Raw genomic sequence first — 14,771 nt, 5'->3', positions numbered from 1 at the left:
GTTGAAGTTCGAATTCTTCAGTTTTACCTTCAGCAGAGTCCATGCGTCATTCAGGGGGGGTATTGGTTTCCTGTTCGAAACCTTGTTTGTAGTTGATTAATCTATCCGTCCTCATTTGCTGCACGCTCGACGTCAATAGACCTCGATGGCTTGTGATCTTGACTGGATGGAATTCGCCGCCTTTGAATTGGATATGGATCAGATTGCCATTCTTTTTCTCGATGAAGAAGAGGCGATTCCGACGATGCATTTTTAAGAATCCGGCATCGCATCTTATATAGTTATTGTCGCCGGCGTCACGTCTTATGCCCATGCCGTCCGCGGCGGAAAGCGTCCTGGCGTCCACTGTTGCAATGTCTTTGCGGTTAAGTAGAACGCGTAGCCCTCTCGATACGTAAATCCTGTTGTCTCTATCGAAATCCTCTACGGCAGACCTGAAGTCGGAGATTCTTGGTTTTCCGTTATCGACGACCAAGTTTTCTAATCGATCTTCCATTGTTTCTTTGGCGCTTCTCATCCTTTCTATTTTATTCGGGTATTTCGCAAGTCTGTCGATCAAAAGGACAATGAAATCCTGCTTGATTTTGCTATGGAGAGACCGGTACATATCCTTGTAGTGCGCGTCAGTCACAGCGTATGAAATTTCTGAATAATCAAAATCGATCAAGTTGAATCGCTTGGTCACGGGATCGAACATCGTATTCCCGACGTTCAAGTCCTCGGCCTTTATGCGGACATCTTGAAGTTTGGAGATCAATTACCCAACGATATCTTTTTTTATTATCTCATCGGCAACAGCCACGATGAGTCCGACATCGCCGGTCGCTCGTATGCCGGAGAGAGAGATTCCCTTGATTTTTGGCATTTCAACAGCGTAGTACAATCGCTGATCGACACCTTCCAAGGTGATCAATTTGACATCGGCATCGTTATAGATGCGTTTGAACGATTCGGCGTTATTTTGGGCGTATCTCTTGCTCTCCGCCCCTGCCTTTCTGTAAAACTTCATCAATCTGCCATGAGCGGTAGAGCGTGTTATGAACTTTGAGTCGATCCGGCTATCGTAGCGGGATGCAGAGCAAACGCCCATATCCGACCGACATTTCCGACGAAGAGTGGGCGTTCGCAGCGCCTTACCTGAGCCTGATGACCGAGCACGCTCCGCAGCGCAAGTACGAGCTGCGGGCAATGTTCAATGCGCTGCGCTGGATGGCACGTGCTGGAGCGCCATGGCGCCTTTTGCCCAAGGACTTCCCGCCATGGGAAGCGGTCTACCAACAGACACAACGCTGGCTGCAGGCGGGCTGCTTTGAAGCCATGGTCAACGACCTGCGTTCCATCCTGCGTGTTGCCCAAGGCAGACATGGCCAACCCAGTGCTGTCATCCTGGACGGGCGGACGCTGCAATCCACCTGCGAGAGCGGCACACGTGCAGGCTACGACGGCTATAAGCGCAAGAAGGGCAGCAAGGTGCATATGGCGGTGGACACGCTCGGATATTTGCTTGCAGTGCAAGTCACACCTGCCGACGAGCAAGAACGCGCTCAGGTGCGCTCGCTGGCGCAAGAGGTGCAACATGTCACGGGCGATACGGTAAAACTGGCGTTCGTGGATCAAGGCTACACCGGGCAGGAGCCGGCGCAAGCCGCGCAGGCAGAAGGAATCGAACTGCACGTGGTGAAACTTCCCGAAGCCAAGAAAGGATTCGTCTTGCTTCCTCGGCGCTGGGTCGTCGAACGCAGCTTCGGCTGGGTCAACCGATTCCGACGATTGGCACGCGACTATGAGCGCTTGCCGGAAACCTTGGCTGGCTTGCACTTCGTCGTCTTCACCGTGCTCATGCTCAGCAACGCCGCTACCATCCTTCAAAGTTCATAACACGCTCTAGGATCCTCGAATATCATCCCCTCGGCAGTCCGCTCGGTGCTCGCAATGTTTTCCCTTTTGTACCAGGCCGGGGGGCAACCAATTCTTCGAGTTTCTCCTAAGAATTGCTGGCATCCTGATTGGCGACTCCAGCGCACGGCAAATGCTTGCTTGAAGCTATGCCTCGCTTCCTTCTGTTACAGCCAATCACCGTGCCGTCCGCTGCTGCTTCCTTGCCAGTCTCGGCGGCGAGATCACCGTCGACAACCTCAAATTTTTCGCTGGGTACGGTCTCCATGCTTTCGAGTCCATTTTTTACTTTTTTTATGAAGTCATATCCTTCGACGTCAGGAAATTTCATCGCATTTTCAAGAGCGATCATCGCAATGAGGTTGGCCACATCGGCTTTTATGTGCTGGATCTCCTGCATCTTTTCAGGATAGGTATCGGCCTCTATCGCGTGTTCCAAGTGCATTGCCAGCGATAGAAACGGGGATAAGGGGTTGGGTATGATATTCGACGCATCTATCAGTCTCTCACACGTGTCGCGTCTGACTTCGGCGTCCGATTTTATCAGCGAGTCGAGGTCGGAGAATTCCTTACTCTTGACATTGTCGAACAAGCTGTCGAAGAAATGCTCCGACGGTACCTCGGTGGGATTCATTGCGATCTTGTCGTAATAACCGATATCCTGACCTATTGAGTCCAACCAGGCGTCCACCCCATAGTAAAACACGCCATCCTGCCTGTCCGCGATAGTGAAATGCGATGCAATCATGTCGCGACGAACGTTTGATAAGCAGGCATCGCTTACCCATGACTGCATTTCAAAACACCCTCTGAAGGACATCAACTTGAAATCGCTTCGGGGCAGATAAAGAGTGACCCTGCCACTGTCCTTGTGCTTGAAGACGAAGGCATTCGCGGCACTGTAACCGTTGATATCGAAAAGAGACACGCCGACGTTGTTTTCTTGCAATAAGCCGACCCCGCTCAGAATGTCTCTGGCTGTGACTCGATTGATAATGCCAATGTTCAGATGCTTGATAAAGTCGAGGAAATATCGTTTGACGTGGATGTCTCGATGGCCGAAATTTTCCGCCATGATTCCTTTTGCACGATTATAGAAATCGATATCCCATACCATCTGAACGAAGTCGGTGGGCTTTACCGGTACCTGATTACCCACATCACGCATCCAGCGTAGCAATCCGATAGGGCAGCGGTGGAGTGTGGAGGGAGGCGCAGATCAATCGTGGCACCAAGGCGGCCAGGTCGAAGCGTCGGTTGAAGCGATAGCAGAACTCGCTGAGGTAGCGCTGCAGGTACTTTGGGCGCAAGGCGTGATAGGTGCCATGCAAGGCGTTCTTGATGTTGCCCAGGAGGGTGTTGACCCAGATAAGCGCCGGCTCTGTGGGCACTCGCCGGCCGCGGTTGAAGATGGCGGTATGGTGGCATCCGGCCAGGGCCACGCCTGGGAAGCAGCTCAGGCCATCGGAAACAACGCGACTGCCTGGGGCGACATAGCGGCTTGCCCAGCGGGTCAGTTCGGCCTTGCGAAAACCGGCCACCACATCCAGGCGCATGGCGACAGGATGTCCCTGCGCAGAGCACTGAACGGCGGCCACAAACGGGGTCTTGCCCGGACTGCCACGGCCGGCCCCGCCGCCGTGGCGCTCTCCGCCCCAAAAGGCGTCGTCCACCTGTATATCCCCGCTCAACTGATGGGAGGCTTCGCGTTCGACCATGGCTTGCATCAATTTGTGTTTGATCAGCCAGGCGGTGTTGTAGCTCACTCCAAGTTGCCGGCGCAGCGCCAACGCCGAGATGCCGTTCTTGTGCTGGCTGAGGAGGTAGATCGCCAGGAACCAGGTGCGCAACGGCAGCTTGGTATCAGCGAACAAGGTGCCGCGCGTCAAGGAGGTCTGATGTTTGCAGCGATTGCATTGGAGCAGATCGCGGCTGTGCAACTGGCAAGACCGCCGATGTCCACACGCTGGGCAAAAGAAGCCTTGCGGCCACCGTTGTTCAAAGACGGCTTGCCGGCATTGCGCTTCGTTCCCATAGGACCGCAGGAACGCCGGCAGGCTCATGCCCGCCTGGAACTGGATCAGGTTCTTCTTGGCCATCGTCGCATCGCCTCTGTCGAATCAGCGGCTTGCAGCATTGACCAGCCCCGAATCAAGGGATGCGACTGATGGGTAATCAGGTACCGGTATTGCGTCGGTGGAACGATACTCCTTGCGCCCATCCAGTGAAATGTCATAGATGCCGCACATCGCATCCACATCCTGTAGATTCATCTGCGTCGAGGCGTCGAAATTCGAGAAAAGCCACTCCGTGAGTGTTTTCTTTGTCGCTCTATCGGAGTATTGAATCTTCTCAAAGACGGTATACAAAATCCAGTGGAAGTGTATGAATTGGGTCTTGTCCGGATCGATATCCAAATGAAAGTGCCGCCTGATTTCTTCTTTCAGGATGGATCGGGCAAGCGATTTCAATCCCAGGTATTTGGAGTTGTAGTCTTCATAGAATCCAGCCAGCGCCTTCAATCCCGTTCTCACGAAATGGTAAGGCTCCGTCAGGTTCGCCGAAGGATAATAGTCCCGGCTTAGATCGACAACTTTCCCATAGACGTCCCTGATTATGATGAGTTCATCTCCTTGTTTTCCGGTGTAGTGATGCCCGCCCGCGGGAAGTGCTTGTGCGCCTGGCAGGGTCAGCGGATCATACCGGCGGACAAACTGGCCAGCCTGATGCAACGCGGCGATGACGCTTTTCAGTCCCGAGGTCAAGCCGCCGGTGACAGCACCCGCGATTGCGGCAACGTCCAATCCGACCGACGGCGTGTCGCGGCGCGCCATTTGCATGGCACTGGCGGCATAGCATTGGGCAATTCCCTTGGCGCAGCGCGTGTCTTCTCCCAGACTGTAGGCGTCTGTGCGAATATTTTCCTTCATCCGTTCTTCCGTTGCCCGGAAGTTCGTTCCGAGCGATTGCCTGCAAATTTCCTGCTCGACTCCCTGCTGTCGATGCAAGGCATCGGCCCAGTGAATGCGACGATCCGTGGCGGGTTCAGCGGCTCGGCCGGAGGATGTTACGGCACGACTATTGCTGCTGCGTACGGCACTTAGCATGGCGAGCAGTCGTACCGCCGCATGAGCCAAATCTTGCCGTTTCATATTATCTGGATGAAATCCCGGTCGGCTGGCCAGCCGGCGAGCGCGGTCATCCTGGATTTTCTGCTTTCCCTGCTTCCAGTCCTGCTGGTTCGTATGAATTCCTATGGCCTGCCGGTGCTGCTGATAAGGCGAAAAATTGATTGGCACGTCCTACGTCGGTGGCTGAATCTATCGGGTGATACGCTGTCGAACGTCCGCGCTGCTCGTCGGCCGGCTTCAGCGCCTGGGACATGCCCGCCAGTCATTGGCACCGCTATCGGCACCGGCTCGCGCCACGGGGCATACTGGCCCAGGCCAGAACGACATAGTCGTCGGCGTTACCCATGCGCTCTTAGAACCTGTTCACGATCTTTTGAGTAGTAGTGTCAGGCATGCCAGGTGGATGAACTGCAAGCTGGTGTTGAGCTTGCGCTCGCAGTTCTTCCATAGCCTTCGGTTCTTTTCCAGCCACGCAAAGCTGCGTTCGACGCTCCAGCGCTTGGGCATGACCTTGAAGGTGTGCAGTTCGCTGCGTTTGGCGATCTGCACCGTGACTTGCTTGCCCAGGATCTCTCGTACGCCTTCGGCGAATGGTTCTGCGGTATAGCCGCTATCGCACAACAGGCTTTGCACGTGTCCCAGGTTCGGCTTGCAACGATCCAGGGATTGGAGCGCGCCTTTGCGGTCGGTCACTTCCGCCCTCGTCACCGCGACCGCATGCGGCAGGCCTTGGGTATCGACGGCGATGCGACGCTTGATCCCCGAGACCTTCTTGCCCGCGTCATAACCCTTCTGGCCGGCCGTGTCCGTGTTCTTCACGCTCTGTGCGTCCACGATCAAGAACGTGCTGCAAGCGTTGCGCCCCTGTCTCTGGCGGGCCGCGCCACCCTGATTTTTTGAGCGCCCGCTCCAGCAGGCTCACTCCTTCATCGTCTGGTTCGCTCCACTTGGCAAAGTAGCAGTGCACGGTGCGCCACTTCGGGAAGTCGCTGGGCAGCGCTGGCCACTGACAGCCGGTGTGCAGCAGGTACAGCACCGCGCACCACACGTCCTACAGATCCACGGTCCGTGGCTTGCTACGCTTGCGCGCCTGCTCCAGAATGGGGCGGATCTGCTCGAACCGCTCCCGGCTCATGGCACTCGGATACGTCTTTGTGCGCATCCGCAGAGTTTGCACTACCCGGGAAAGATCGTGAACAGGTTCTTAGCGAGAACCTTATGCGGGATAGCGGGCATGCTGGGTATGGTCGTGCCGTCGATCTGCGGCTGGGCTACCTGGAATGATGCAGGCGGCAAGGTTAGCGGCGGCGAACGGAGGCCTGTCGACACTTTCAGGTGAATTGAAGGGGAAGTCTATCGAGGCCAGCCTGTGAGAGGCATGAATGCCGGCAGGCCGCCGGCCGCACAATTGCGCTGGGAATGAGTGGCATCGCGGTCCCGCGACCGATCGGAGCGATTCACTGATCGCCTCGGTCAATTCCGCTTGATTGATGCTGGCTTGCCCTTGCCGCGGCGAACCGCGTTACCGGGCTTCCACCAACGGCAGCACTTCGCGCTCTTCGGCCTCGGCGGCGACCAGGCGCTGCAGCAGCAGCGCCAGCGTCACCACGTCCTGGTGGTTGTGCGCGGCGACGCGGCGCAGGTTGCGCGCACTGCCGCCGCGCAGGTAGTTCAGCCAGACGGCCGGCGCTTCGGAACCGGGCAGGTCGTCCTCGCGCACGATGCGCAGCAGTTGCCGCTCGATAGTGGCCAGGCGGCAGTTCTCCCAGGCGCCGCGGTAGCGGCGGCGGGTGGGATGCAGCAGGTCGACGTGGTCCAGCGCCGATAGCGGATCGGGGCTGCGCGCCAACCGATAGCGGGTCTTCAGCAGCGGCGCGTCGTAGCAGCGGCCGTTGTAGCTGGACAGCACCGTGGTCGGCGCCAGCCAGGCGCGGAATGCTTCGAGCATGGCCTTCTCCGCACCCATCGTCGCCATCAACAACTGGCGGATGCGCAGGCCGGGGCCGTCGCCGGGATGCACAGACCAGTCGGCCGCGCCGATCATGAAGGCGCGGGTGCCGGTGCCGCCGGCCAGGCCGGTGGTCTCGGTGTCGAAGAACAACAGGTCCGACGGCTGTACCGCGTCCTCGCGCCGGGCGAAGGCCAGCGACAGTGCCGCGGCGGGAATCGTCTGTGGCAGGAACGCCTCGATCAGGTGCAGGCCGGGCGCGATCTCCACGCCAGGCAGATGGCGGTCGGCCGACTGCGGCCTGCGCGGCGCCGCGGCCGGCGCCACCGCCCGTTCGCGTAGGCCGAGCAGGCGCCGCAGCGCGGCGACGTCGGCGCCGCGCCGGTCGAACGGTTCGATCGCGATCGGTGGCGCCACCGCGACCGCGGCGGCGCCGGGGCGCGCAGGCGTCGGCGTGCGCGGCGCCGGGTGGGGCACCGCATCGGCGTCGCGTGGTGGCTTGCGCAGTAACGTCGACCTGCTTGCGGGCGCGGCGCCCCTCGCGGGCACGTGCATCGACGCGTTGGCAGCGCCGGCGCCGGCATTGCTGGCCGGCCGCACGCCCGGCGCCAATGGACGCGGCGCGTCCGCGCGTGCATCGCCGGCCTGCTTGCGCAGCGCGCGCAGGCGTTCGAGGCTGATGCTCATGCGTTCCGCTCCGACGCTGCGCCGGGATCCGTATCGAACACCGCCGATGCGGCGTCCGGCAGCGCGGCCTTCAGCAGACGCAGCATCGGCAAGCGCTCCGGACCGAGGCTCATGCACGCCGCTCCAGCAGCGCATCGAGCTCGCTGTCGATCGCGGTCGGTTCGTCGTCCAGCGCCGCGCCTTCCAGCAGCAGGCGCAGCACGTGCAGCGCCAGCGCCTTCGGCGCGGCCACACTTTCCTCCTGCGCGGCCAGCACCGGGCCGACGCAGGCCGGGCAACCGGCCACGCAGTCGCAGCGCTGTACCAGTTCGCGCGCGCGCTGTACCAACTCGGCCTGGCGCTGCCACAGCGGTTCGCTCAGGCCCACGCCGCCGGGGAAGTTGTCGTACAGGTACACGGTGGGCACGAACTGCTGCAGTTCCACGCCGACCGGCTCGCCGGTGTCGCCGCCGCGCAGCTGGCCGCGGCCCTTGGCGTCGGCCATCGCGAACCAGGCGCCGTCGCCGTCGCCCACCGCCTGCTGCAGGTCGCGCGCGTCGGCCATCACCGCCACCGTCGCCACCACGTGCAGCGCGTAGGCCGCGCCGAGGAAGCCGTCCAGCGCATCCTGCTTGGAAGCGAAGGCCTTCAGCAGCGTGGCCTGCGGCAGCTGCCACCATACCGCGGTGGTGTGCAGCTCCTGGTCGGGCAGGGTGACCGGGCCGTAGCCGATGTTCTCGTGGGTGTAGTAGCGGATCTTCTTGTAGCCGGCCACGCGTCGCACCACGTGCACCTCGCCGTGATGGCTGTCGCCGCGCCCGGCCGCGCCGCCGTCGAAGCGGTCGAGCACCTTGAGCCTGGTGAAGTCGATGCTGTCGGTGTAGTAGTCCACGTGGGTGCGGGTGACGTAGGCTTTGCGCCCCTCCCAGTCCAGCTTCTCCACCTGGTACGGCGCGCTCTGCACCATGTGGATCGCGCCTTCGTACAGGGTCAGCGCGGCGGCGGAATAGTCCACCTCGGCGATGATCTGCTGCTTGCCATCGGTTTTGTCGACGACCACGAAGTTGCCGTCGGCCACCGAACGCAGGCTCACCGCGTTGGCCGGATAGCTGTCGGCGATCCATTCCCAGCGGTCGCCTTCCTGGTGCACCACCTCGCTTTCGGCCAGCGCTTCCAGGAACACCGCCGGGTCGACCGGACCGAATGTCTCGCCGGCGACGAAGGTCAGCTCGAACGCGGCGCAGCGGATGTGGTCGAACAGGATCAGCGGCTGGTCCGGGGCGATGCGCGCGTGTTCGGGCGAGGCGTCGGCGAAGAAGTCCGGATGCCGCACCACGTACTGGTCCAGCGGCTGCGAACTGGCCACCAGCACCCCCAGCGACGGCTGCTGGCGGCGTCCGGCGCGGCCGAAGCGCTGCCAGGTCGCGGCCACGCTGCCGGGGTAGCCGTTGAGCACCACCACGTCCAGCGCGCCGATGTCCACGCCCAGTTCCAGCGCCGAGGTGGAGACGATGCCGTCGATGCTGCCGGCACGCATCGCCCGCTCGGCCTGGCGGCGCTCGTTCGGCAGGTAGCCGCCGCGGTAGGCACGGATGCGCGGCGGTTTGCGCGGATCGTGGTCGAAGATGTCCTTCAGGTACTTGGTCAACACTTCCACCATCAGCCGGGTCTGTGCGAAAACGAGCGTTTTCAGTCCGGAACGAATCGCGATGCGCGCGATGCGGTTGCTCTGCGAACGCGCCGACGCGCGCAGGCCCAGGTCGGCGTTGACCATCGGCGGGTTCCACAGCAGCACGTGCTTGTCGCCGGACGGCGCGCCGGACTCGGTGATCGCACGCACGGGCTGCTCGATCAGCGCCTCGGCGTGCGCGCGCGGATTGCCGATGGTGGCCGAGCACAGGATGAACTGCGGGTTCACCCCGTAGAACGCGCAGATGCGCTTGAGCCGGCGCAGCACGTTGGCGACGTGGCTGCCGAACACGCCGCGGTAGGTGTGGATCTCGTCGATCACCACGTAGCGCAGGTTCTCGAAGAACTGCGCCCATTTGGTGTGATGCGGCAGGATCGCCTGGTGTAGCATGTCCGGATTGCTCACCACGATGTCGCCGTGCAGGCGGATCGCCTGGCGCGCGTCGCCCGGCGTGTCGCCGTCGAAGGTGAAGGCCTTCACCCCGAGGTTGCCGGCGCGGTTGAGCTCCAGCAACTCGGCCACCTGGTCCTGCGCCAGCGCCTTGGTCGGGAACAGGTACAGTGCCTTGGCCTGCGCGGTCATCGCCGCGGCCAGCACCGGCAGCGTGTAGCACAGCGACTTGCCCGACGCGGTCGGGGTGACGATGGCCACGTGCTCGCCGCGCTGCGCCGCGTCCCAGGCCTCGGCCTGGTGGCTGTACAGCTGCTCGATGCCGCGCGCCTTCAGCGCCGCGGACAGCGCCGCCGGCACGTCGCCCGGGATCGGCGCATAGCGGCCTTCGCGCCCGGGGAGCATGAAGCTGCCGGTGATGCGGTCGTGGTAGCGCCGCTCCAGCCGTTCAGTCAGCAGCGCGCCGTCGCGCGAGGGCGCGCCGCCGGTGGTGGACAGGGCGCGCTCGGCGTCCTCGGTGCGGCGGGCTAGGGCGTGGGCGGGCATCGGCACGGCTCTCAAAGCGGGACAGGGAAGCGGAAACGCGTCTCAGGGTATGAGACGGCGCCCGACTGGGCGAGGGCAACTGGCTGAGCGGATTCAGCCAGGGCGGCGAAACATACTCCTTGATCTCTATGACGGGTTGCGTCATATGGCGGATGGCGTTATGGTTGCTGCGTGATCCGGAACTTCGTCGACAAGGAAGCCGAAAAGATTTGGCAGAGAACGCCTTCCCGGCGATGGCCGGCCGAGATCCAGGCCGTGGCTCGGCGCAAGCTGCGCATGCTCAACAGTGCGGCCACGCTGGACGACTTGCGTGTTCCGCCGGCCAACCGCCTGGAAGCGTTGGAGGGGAATCGCAAGGGCCGATACGGCATCCGGATCAACGATCAATGGCGCGTGTGCTTCCAATGGAAGGACGGCGATGCGCTGGACGTGAAAACCGTCGACTACCACTGACCCATCGAGCCGCCATGAAGACGCTGCCCAACATCCACCCCGGCGAAGTCCTGCTTGAGGAATTCCTGACCCCGTTGGACATCAGCCAGAACGCATTGGCGCGCGCCGCCGGCGTGCCGCCGCGCCGCATCAACGAAATCGTGCTGGGCAAGCGCAGCGTCACCGCCGATACCGCGATCCGGCTGGCCGCCGCACTGGGCACCAGCGAGCGCTTCTGGCTCGGCCTGCAGGCGGACTACGACCTGGAACAGGCGCGGCGCGCGCTGGGCGCGCAGGCGCGGAAGATCGCGCGCATCGCGGCGTAGGCGCAGGCAAGCGCGTGCCTGCCGTGGCAATGCCGAGCGACGCCGGCAGCCACCGGCCGAGAAAGCGGACCTGATCGTCGCGATCAGCGCGTATCCTGTGCTCCCCCCTCGCGCAGCGGCGCCGTCCCCCGACGCGCCGAAGACTCGCCTTGTCCGTGTCCGTTCCCCCTATCGCCCCACATTACAAAACCGCCCGCGCGCGCCGCGCCGACCTGATCGTGCATGCTGCCGGGTTGCTGCTGGCCATCGTCGGCGGCGCGCTGCTGGTCTGGCGCGCCCACGCCAACCGGGCGCTGATCCTGGCCACCTGCGTCTACGCGCTGGGGATGCTGGCGATGTTCGCCTGCTCGGCCGCCTACAACTTCGCCCCGCCGCAGCGCCGGCCGATCCTGCGCAGGCTCGACCACGCCGGCATCTTCGTGATGATCGCCGGTTCCTACACGCCGCTGTTCGTGTTGACCCTGTCCGGCGCCTGGGTCTGGTCGATGACCCTGGCGGTGTGGGGCGTGGCGCTGTTCGGCGTGTTCGCCAAGCTGTTCCTGCCGGGCATCAGCAAGGGCTTCTGGGTCGCGATCTACCTGCTGCTGGGCTGGGCCGGCATCGTGGCGATCGAGCCGATCATGGCCGGCCTGGACAGCGCCGTGCTCTGGCTGATCGCCGCCGGCGGCGCGTGCTATACCGTGGGCGTGGGCTTCTACGTGCGCAAGTCGATGGTCTACAACCGTGTCATCTGGCATGCGCACGTACTGGGCGGCGCGCTGTCGCACTGGTGCGCCATCTGGCTGTGCCTGCGGCCGCTGCCGCCGGCATGAACCGGCCCCGCACGCATGGTCGGCGGCGCGCTGGCGAGGGCCTGCCGTCGACCGTAAGCTCGGCGCCCGCCATGGCTGCCGCCAACGCAATGACCGTCCCGATGTGCAATGCCGCGCGCGTCCTCGTCGCCGCCACGTTGCTGGGCGTGTTCGCGCAGGCGTGCGCCCAGCAGGCCGATGCCGCGCCCGCCGCGCCGCAGCAGGACATCCAGACCCTCGACGAGGTGCGCGCGCTGCCGCCGGACGAGGAGCCGCCGCTGGACCTGTACCGCTTCAAGAATCCGGTCGCTCTCCAGCCCAACCGCTTCGACAAGGACTGGCGGCCACCGCCCTCGGTGGAACAGGTCGGCCAGGGCGGCGGCTACTTCGCGCTCGGCATCTATTACCTCGCCGGCAAGACCGCCAAGGGCCTGCACACCCTCAGCGGCGCGCCGGACCAGGTCCAGTCGGCCATCGCCCGCCCACCGCCATTGAGCGAGGCGCAGATGCGTCGCGCCGCGGCGCTCTGCGCCGAGCAGGCGCCGGACTGTGCCGGACAGCAGTGACCGGTCCCGAAGGGCGCGGCTGCGGCGTGCCGCGCGCCGGAGCGTGGCGCCGATCCGGTAGACGAATCCGCCGCAGCGCTGCCAGGACCCGTCCCGCAGGGTATCGTCGGTGCAGCGAGGGGGGGTAGCATGGGACGCAGACCGGGACGCCGCGGGTTCTGCTGGATCGAAGGCACTGCCTTGGCCGCTGGGTCTCGCCCTGGGCGTCGCCGGCTTCGTCGCCGTGCGCCATGGCCTGGCCTGGTGGATTTCCCAACACAACGCAAATGCGCTGGCGCAAGAAGTCGTGGAGGGCATCGCGCCGTTGCTCGCGCCACTGGCGTGGCTGCTGTTGGCCGTGTGCTGGCTGGGTGCCCTCGCGTCCTTCCTCGGCGCCCGCCAGCGGCGCAAACTGCTCGATACGCGCACCACCCTGGAAAGCCTGGCGGCGAACGGCTGGCGCCAATTCGGACTGTTGGTCGGCCAAGCCTTCCGTCGCAGGGCTATGCCGTGGAAGAGACCGGCCCGGGCGGCGCCGATGGCGGCATCGACCTGATCCTGCGCAAGCAGGGCTGCCGCACTTTGGTGCAATGCAAGCAATGGAAACGACGCCAGGTGGGCGTGAGTATCGTGCGCGAGATGGATGGATTGCTGACGCATCATCAGGCTGATGCAGTGAAGATCGTTTGCGTGGGGTGCTATACCCGCGATGCCGAGCGGTTTGCGGACGGCAAGCCGATTGAGCTGATTGGGGGCGAGCGGTTGCTGACGATGATCCGGGCGGTACAACGAGAGCCGGCGGCGCAGGCGGCGCCTGCGCCGCGGGTCGACCCCACGCTGGTGCCTGCCGCCGTGCGAGTTGAATTGTCAGCGCGCGCGTGCCCGCGTTGCGGAAGCGAGTTGGTGGAACGGAAGAATCGGAAGACGGGCAAAGGATTCTTGGGGTGTACACAGTTCCCGCGATGCAGGGGAAGCGGATGAGCGCACCTGCCCACAGCCCGCCTGGACTGGCTGAGTGCGGGCGGCTGCACGCCACAGGCGCTAGGGTCCTGTCCCTCGGATGCCTGGCATTGCTTGTGCATGTCTTTGCGGGATCTTTGGAACGCAGATACCGCGATGAGGACAGGCAGACCGAAGGCGGAGTTGGTGTTGTCGGACCACGAGCGTTCGCCGTTTGAGTCCTTTGCACGCAGCTTAGACTCAACTTCCAAGCGCGACACCCTCTCAGCCAGTAGGGTGTATGCATGTCAAGAAGCTATCTCCACCTGAGCGCAGAAGAGCGCGCGGTACTCCAAATCGAAACGCGACGTGGTCAGAGCTTACGCTCGATATCCAGGCTGCTGGATAGAAGCCCGTCGACATCGAGCAGGGAGCTGGCCAGGCAGCAAGCCACGGTCTACCGTGCTCGAGAGGCGGCCATGCGTTACCGGACAGGACGTCAGCACAGCGTTCGGCGGCGACGGCTGACACCGGGAACGGATTTATTCCAGATGGTGCGCGATCATCTGGTGCTGTGGCGCTGGTCGCCCCAGCAGATTGCTGCCAAGCTGCTCCTCATGTCCCCGGATGATCCTGCCCAGCGCGTCAGTCACGAAACCATCTACGCCACGATCTACGCGCACCCGCGCGGCGGCCTGAAAAAGGAGCTTGTGGAGGCGTTGCGCCAGCGCAGGCCGCCCCGGGGATCACGGCGCACGACCGCCGCCAAACGCAGCTGGGTGCCTGAGGAACCGCGGATCGTGCACCGACCCGAAGAGGTGCAACAGCGGTTGGTCCCAGGACATTGGGAAGGTGACTTGATCAAGGGAGCGTTCAATCGTTCCTGTGCTGGCACCCTGGTGGAGCGCAAGACGCGTTTTGTGGTGCTGTGCCGGATGGACGGCTGCACCGCCACAGACGCACTGGAAGGTTTCACCCGTCAGATGAAGAAGCTCCCCGCATCCATGCGAACCAGCTTGACCTATGACCGTGGCACCGAAATGACGCGCTATGCCGAGCTGATGGAACGGTTGAACATCGACCTGTGGTTTGCCGATCCGCACGCACCGTGGCAGCGCGGAAGCAATGAGAACACCAACGGTCTACTTCGCCAGTTCCTGCCCAAGGGGGCGGACCTATCCGCCGTCAGCCAGGAATACCTCAATCACATCGCGTTGCTGATGAACACTCGCCCTCGCCAGACACTTGGCTGGAAGACGCCTAGCGAGGCAATGGAAGCGGACATCGCAGCGTTCAAATCACGTGTTGCACTTGAATCTTGAGACCGCCCTGTCTCTTTGGCCGGCCGCCCCATCGCACCGGGGGCTTCAAGCTGTCCACCGCCCCGTTCTCCATCGAGAAGCTGCGCGAGGTGGTGGGCCTGTACCTGAGCCCGCCGGATAACGCGCTCTGCCTGCCGTTCAAGTGGACC

At 62.9% G+C, this 14,771-nt stretch carries 13 protein-coding genes and 3 pseudogenes; 9 read left to right on the top strand and 7 right to left on the bottom strand.

What is annotated here, in order from left to right:
* Window positions 1–46 precede the first annotated feature (46 nt).
* Complete coding sequence (locus tag G4Q83_RS18050; protein WP_221893093.1) at window positions 47–685, bottom strand: hypothetical protein; 639 nt, start codon at window positions 683–685, stop codon at window positions 47–49.
* A gap of 54 nt (window positions 686–739) precedes the next feature.
* Here G4Q83_RS18050 and G4Q83_RS18045 point away from each other — a divergent pair, with 54 nt between their 5' ends.
* Both G4Q83_RS18045 and G4Q83_RS18040 read left to right on the top strand, forming a co-directional pair.
* Complete coding sequence (locus G4Q83_RS18045; protein ID WP_128421971.1) at window positions 740–1,048, top strand: hypothetical protein; 309 nt, start codon at window positions 740–742, stop codon at window positions 1,046–1,048.
* Between the two features lie 23 nt (window positions 1,049–1,071).
* Window positions 1,072–1,878: an IS5 family transposase gene (locus G4Q83_RS18040; protein WP_185817193.1), complete on the top strand. Its 807-nt coding sequence runs from the start codon at window positions 1,072–1,074 to the stop codon at window positions 1,876–1,878.
* A 106-nt stretch (window positions 1,879–1,984) separates the two neighbouring features.
* On the opposite strand, the gene G4Q83_RS18035 is transcribed toward G4Q83_RS18040, so the two are convergent.
* The 6 genes and pseudogenes from G4Q83_RS18035 to G4Q83_RS18010 all read right to left on the bottom strand — a co-directional run bounded on the left by G4Q83_RS18035 (window position 1,985) and on the right by G4Q83_RS18010 (window position 10,267).
* Window positions 1,985–3,064 carry a dermonecrotic toxin domain-containing protein gene (locus tag G4Q83_RS18035; protein ID WP_128421990.1) on the bottom strand — a complete coding sequence of 360 codons (1,080 nt, stop codon included), beginning with the start codon at window positions 3,062–3,064 and terminating at the stop codon, window positions 1,985–1,987.
* Window positions 3,057–3,995, bottom strand: a complete 939-nt coding sequence (locus tag G4Q83_RS18030) for an IS1595 family transposase (protein ID WP_128422000.1) — start codon at window positions 3,993–3,995, stop codon at window positions 3,057–3,059. Before G4Q83_RS18030 ends, G4Q83_RS18035 begins: the two co-directional genes overlap by 8 nt.
* A gap of 21 nt (window positions 3,996–4,016) precedes the next feature.
* Window positions 4,017–5,195, bottom strand: a complete 1,179-nt coding sequence (locus tag G4Q83_RS18025) for a dermonecrotic toxin domain-containing protein (protein ID WP_128421984.1) — start codon at window positions 5,193–5,195, stop codon at window positions 4,017–4,019.
* Window positions 5,196–5,390: 195 nt separating this feature from the next.
* Window positions 5,391–6,189, bottom strand: a pseudogene (locus tag G4Q83_RS18020) (IS5 family transposase).
* A 360-nt stretch (window positions 6,190–6,549) separates the two neighbouring features.
* On the bottom strand, window positions 6,550–7,797 hold the full coding sequence (locus tag G4Q83_RS24820) for a ribonuclease H-like domain-containing protein (protein ID WP_386272876.1): 1,248 nt from the start codon (window positions 7,795–7,797) through the stop codon (window positions 6,550–6,552).
* Entirely contained in the window at window positions 7,772–10,267 is a 2,496-nt protein-coding gene (locus G4Q83_RS18010; protein WP_128421762.1) for a DEAD/DEAH box helicase, read from the bottom strand. Before G4Q83_RS18010 ends, G4Q83_RS24820 begins: the two co-directional genes overlap by 26 nt.
* A gap of 171 nt (window positions 10,268–10,438) precedes the next feature.
* Between G4Q83_RS18010 and G4Q83_RS18005 the strand changes: the two genes are divergently transcribed.
* The 7 genes and pseudogenes from G4Q83_RS18005 to G4Q83_RS17975 all read left to right on the top strand — a co-directional run.
* Window positions 10,439–10,720 carry a type II toxin-antitoxin system RelE/ParE family toxin gene (locus G4Q83_RS18005; RefSeq protein WP_128421763.1) on the top strand — a complete coding sequence of 94 codons (282 nt, stop codon included), beginning with the start codon at window positions 10,439–10,441 and terminating at the stop codon, window positions 10,718–10,720.
* A 14-nt stretch (window positions 10,721–10,734) separates the two neighbouring features.
* Window positions 10,735–11,025 carry a HigA family addiction module antitoxin gene (locus G4Q83_RS18000; RefSeq protein ID WP_128421764.1) on the top strand — a complete coding sequence of 97 codons (291 nt, stop codon included), beginning with the start codon at window positions 10,735–10,737 and terminating at the stop codon, window positions 11,023–11,025.
* 155 nt (window positions 11,026–11,180) lie between these two features.
* A complete protein-coding gene (trhA, locus tag G4Q83_RS17995; protein ID WP_386272879.1) occupies window positions 11,181–11,837 on the top strand; it encodes a PAQR family membrane homeostasis protein TrhA in 657 nt (218 codons plus the stop codon).
* Between the two features lie 101 nt (window positions 11,838–11,938).
* On the top strand, window positions 11,939–12,382 hold the full coding sequence (locus G4Q83_RS17990; protein WP_128421767.1) for a hypothetical protein: 444 nt from the start codon (window positions 11,939–11,941) through the stop codon (window positions 12,380–12,382).
* 129 nt (window positions 12,383–12,511) lie between these two features.
* Window positions 12,512–13,342, top strand: a pseudogene (locus tag G4Q83_RS17985) (restriction endonuclease).
* A 263-nt stretch (window positions 13,343–13,605) separates the two neighbouring features.
* The gene (locus G4Q83_RS17980) at window positions 13,606–14,622 is read left to right on the top strand and encodes an IS30 family transposase (protein ID WP_185817250.1); all 1,017 of its coding nucleotides are present in this window, start codon (window positions 13,606–13,608) and stop codon (window positions 14,620–14,622) included.
* 11 nt (window positions 14,623–14,633) lie between these two features.
* Window positions 14,634–14,756: pseudogene (locus G4Q83_RS17975) on the top strand (IS630 family transposase); the annotation flags it as partial.
* Window positions 14,757–14,771: the final 15 nt, after the last annotated feature.

The sequence above is a fragment of the Xanthomonas theicola genome (assembly GCF_014236795.1).
Taxonomy (GTDB): Bacteria; Pseudomonadota; Gammaproteobacteria; order Xanthomonadales; family Xanthomonadaceae; genus Xanthomonas_A; species Xanthomonas_A theicola.
The sequence above is the reverse complement of the archived record's forward strand: the minus strand, read 5'-3'. Positions and strand labels throughout refer to the sequence as shown.

What these genes read in the sequence shown, in the direction of transcription:
- G4Q83_RS18040 (WP_185817193.1), top strand. Translation starts at nt 1,072, where the DNA reads ATGCAGAGCAAACGCCCATATCCGACCGACATTTCCGACGAAGAGTGG.
- G4Q83_RS18035 (WP_128421990.1), bottom strand. Translation starts at nt 3,064, where the DNA reads ATGCGTGATGTGGGTAATCAGGTACCGGTAAAGCCCACCGACTTCGTT.
- G4Q83_RS18030 (WP_128422000.1), bottom strand. Translation starts at nt 3,995, where the DNA reads ATGGCCAAGAAGAACCTGATCCAGTTCCAGGCGGGCATGAGCCTGCCG.
- G4Q83_RS24820 (WP_386272876.1), bottom strand. Translation starts at nt 7,797, where the DNA reads ATGCGCTGCTGGAGCGGCGTGCATGAGCCTCGGTCCGGAGCGCTTGCC.
- G4Q83_RS18010 (WP_128421762.1), bottom strand. Translation starts at nt 10,267, where the DNA reads ATGCCCGCCCACGCCCTAGCCCGCCGCACCGAGGACGCCGAGCGCGCC.
- G4Q83_RS18000 (WP_128421764.1), top strand. Translation starts at nt 10,735, where the DNA reads ATGAAGACGCTGCCCAACATCCACCCCGGCGAAGTCCTGCTTGAGGAA.
- G4Q83_RS17990 (WP_128421767.1), top strand. Translation starts at nt 11,939, where the DNA reads ATGTGCAATGCCGCGCGCGTCCTCGTCGCCGCCACGTTGCTGGGCGTG.
- G4Q83_RS17980 (WP_185817250.1), top strand. Translation starts at nt 13,606, where the DNA reads ATGTCAAGAAGCTATCTCCACCTGAGCGCAGAAGAGCGCGCGGTACTC.